This window comes from Nitrospira sp. BLG_2, assembly GCF_049222245.1.
Map to the genome: position 1 here is coordinate 1 of NZ_JBLYIG010000656.1, position 2587 is coordinate 2587.

General features: G+C 52.4%; 4 protein-coding genes. All 4 read left to right on the forward strand.

Annotated elements, in window-relative coordinates:
- The coding region (locus tag ACOSYY_RS17410; protein WP_421664091.1) for an isocitrate/isopropylmalate family dehydrogenase at positions 1-187 on the forward strand (187 nt) is incomplete at its 5' end.
- A gap of 11 nt (positions 188-198) precedes the next feature.
- Entirely contained in the window at positions 199-552 is a 354-nt protein-coding gene (locus ACOSYY_RS17415) for a hypothetical protein (RefSeq protein WP_421664092.1), read from the forward strand.
- Positions 553-824: 272 nt separating this feature from the next.
- Positions 825-1106, forward strand: coding sequence for a Na-translocating system protein MpsC family protein (locus ACOSYY_RS17420; RefSeq protein WP_421664094.1), 282 nt, complete (start codon positions 825-827; stop codon positions 1104-1106).
- A gap of 649 nt (positions 1107-1755) precedes the next feature.
- Positions 1756-2587: sodium-dependent bicarbonate transport family permease (locus tag ACOSYY_RS17425; protein ID WP_421664096.1), on the forward strand; the 832-nt coding region annotated here is incomplete at its 3' end.

Consider the following 2587-nt stretch of genomic DNA (forward strand, 5'->3'; position numbering starts at 1 on the left):
CGTACTGGTATCCGGTGTGATGATGTTGCGCTGGTTGAAAGAGAAGGAGGTGGCGGACCGCATTGAGAAGGCCATGTATGAGGTCCTGGCGGAAGGCAAGAAAGTGACCTACGACATAGGTGGAACGGCCAAGACCGACGAATACGCGCAGGCGATCATCGACAAGATGAACGCCGCGAGGAAGTAGGGAGGAAGCTGATGCCGACATATACACAAACCGCGATTGCGACGAAGAAGAAGAAAAGTATCAAGTTGGTGGGCGCTGACCTATACATCATCACGGACAAAGGGATTCCCGAATTCACCGACGGCGAATTCGGACCGTTCAGATGCGAATTCATCTCCAACCGTGGCACTAAGGTATGGCCGGGCTTCGTCAGTCCGGATCTCTTGATGGTCAATTGGTACCGGTGCCGTTTTATGGCCACGAAAGACATCAAGGATGCAGAAGTCGGCGAGTTCCTGGTCCAGCTTAGCAAGAAATGGGAGTGGTCCGCGGCGCAGAAGCTCTGGAATTACGACGGTGAGGCGGGATTCAGTAAAGCCTATTAGTAGGCAGGACAGTCTGGTGGGCGCGAGAGTCCCACCAGACTGTCCCGCGCGTCCCACCTCTAAAAGGTAGACGGATGAATGCCTTAGCAACAAAGAACATGGCCTCTCTCCCTGTCATAGACACGGCCTTCTTGCTCAGGCTTCAGTACCCACACGCCCTATCTTTCGTCAGAGCAACAGACATTTAATCGTGATCGCTTTCAGCAGGACACATGAAAGGTCTCCATACTGGACGTTGGATTCGCTCCGGACGCACAGATGGGAGATTAATCATGGCGGGCGCTGTCATTAATAAAGCGGAGATCGAGTATGCAGCCATGCTCACGGTCTTAGATTTTCAGACCGAATTCATGAAGTCTGCCTATTCGCATGTGCGAGTCTCTGTGTACGACGAGCTGATCTACGTCACCTCAGTAAGAAGCGCGTCCATTCCTGCGGAGAAGGAACTCGGCAGGTCGCCTGAAGGCCACGAACTTCTTCGCCGATTTCATCGTACCCTATTCGACTCATGTCAGCACGTCCTACAGAAACGAATGGAGCAAGCCACGGCGTGAAGATTCAAAACATGGTGCCAGACCTTGACCCGGAATGGGGAAGAAGTACACTCGTCATCAAATTGCTCGAGCCTATCACGCAATCGACAACACATTGATCCGTCGTACTATAGCTGCCATCTGGATGGAAGAAAATGAGCGCCTGCCCGCCCAACATCCTTTTCAGTAGCGCTCTTCCTTGCGAATAGGAGTCACAGGCGGCATCGGCTTCTTCTGCCTGATACATGTGCCCGTCTAACGATCCTCGTCGCCCCTCGCTACTGAACTTTTGGATTTCCTCGACAAGAGAGTCCTTAAGGGGAGTGACGGGCGTCCAATCTTATATCCCCGGCACGGCCTCAATACTGGCCTCGATTAATAAAGTAACCCGAAGAATTGGATATCCCTTTGCCATCCGTCACGCGACGGATCAAGACAAGGTCGAACCGCGCAGCACATCATGTCCCCCGTGCACCTACGCACCTTCGCACAGCCAAGGCGCAGGACCATGCACAACTGTAAGAGCTTGTGGGAATTTCATGGGACATATTTATACGGTATTTCTTAGGTACATCTTATACTGGTAGATGAGGAACACGATTTGCTCTTTGCCGCTACAACAAATGAAGACAATGCGGCATCCCTTCTAGTCGTTAAGAGAGGGAGACTCATGCTGGAACAATTCGTAGATAACTTTCTTCACAACCTCTTCAAGCCCTTACTGCTGTTCTTTTATCTCGGCTTCCTGGTCCCCCTGCTGAAAGTTCCATTTGAGTTTCCCTACGCGGTTTATAAGGGTCTCATTATCTATCTCTTGCTTTCGATCGGCTGGCATGGCGGTGAAGAGTTGGCGGCGCTCTCTACGGCGGACCTTAGGCGTGCGAGTGGATTCATGGCGCTGGGCTTTGTTACGAACTTGCTCATAGGAGTCGCCGCATATTGTGTGCTCCGTTTCACGAATATTCGCCAAATCGATGCTGCGGCAGTGGCCGGGTACTATGGTTCTGATTCAGCAGGGACCTTTGTCACCTGTCTGGGCGTCCTGACGGCTTCCAATATCGCCTATGCAGCCTATATGCCGGTCATGCTCGCCGTCATGGAGATCCCTGGGTGTCTGGTAGCCCTTGCGCTCGTGGCTCGCATGCGGGCAACCGGCTTGATGGATGCGTTAGGGAATATGCCGGGTGAGCCTGAGTATGATCCTTCTGCGAAGCGCTTGGATTGGAACGGCCAGATCGATGAACTTGACGAACTCGACGAAACTAAAAAAACCTCGCGAGAGTCGGCACCCAACTCTGCTCGGACTGTGGAATCGTCCAGACCACAAGGAGCCGTCAAAGCGCCTGGTATTTTCACCAAAGGAGTGCTCCATGAAGTCTTTCTGAATTCCGGTTTGTACCTATTGTTCGGCGGGATTGTGATCGGATTCATTTCCGGGCTACAAGGAGCGAAGGTGACGGCTGCCAATGATGTATTCTTCGTTCAATTGTTCCCGGCGATTC

Bases quoted from the DNA above. Each gene is read 5' to 3' on its own strand.
- ACOSYY_RS17415 (WP_421664092.1), top strand. From the start codon at position 199: ATGCCGACATATACACAAACCGCGATTGCGACGAAGAAGAAGAAAAGT.
- ACOSYY_RS17420 (WP_421664094.1), top strand. From the start codon at position 825: ATGGCGGGCGCTGTCATTAATAAAGCGGAGATCGAGTATGCAGCCATG.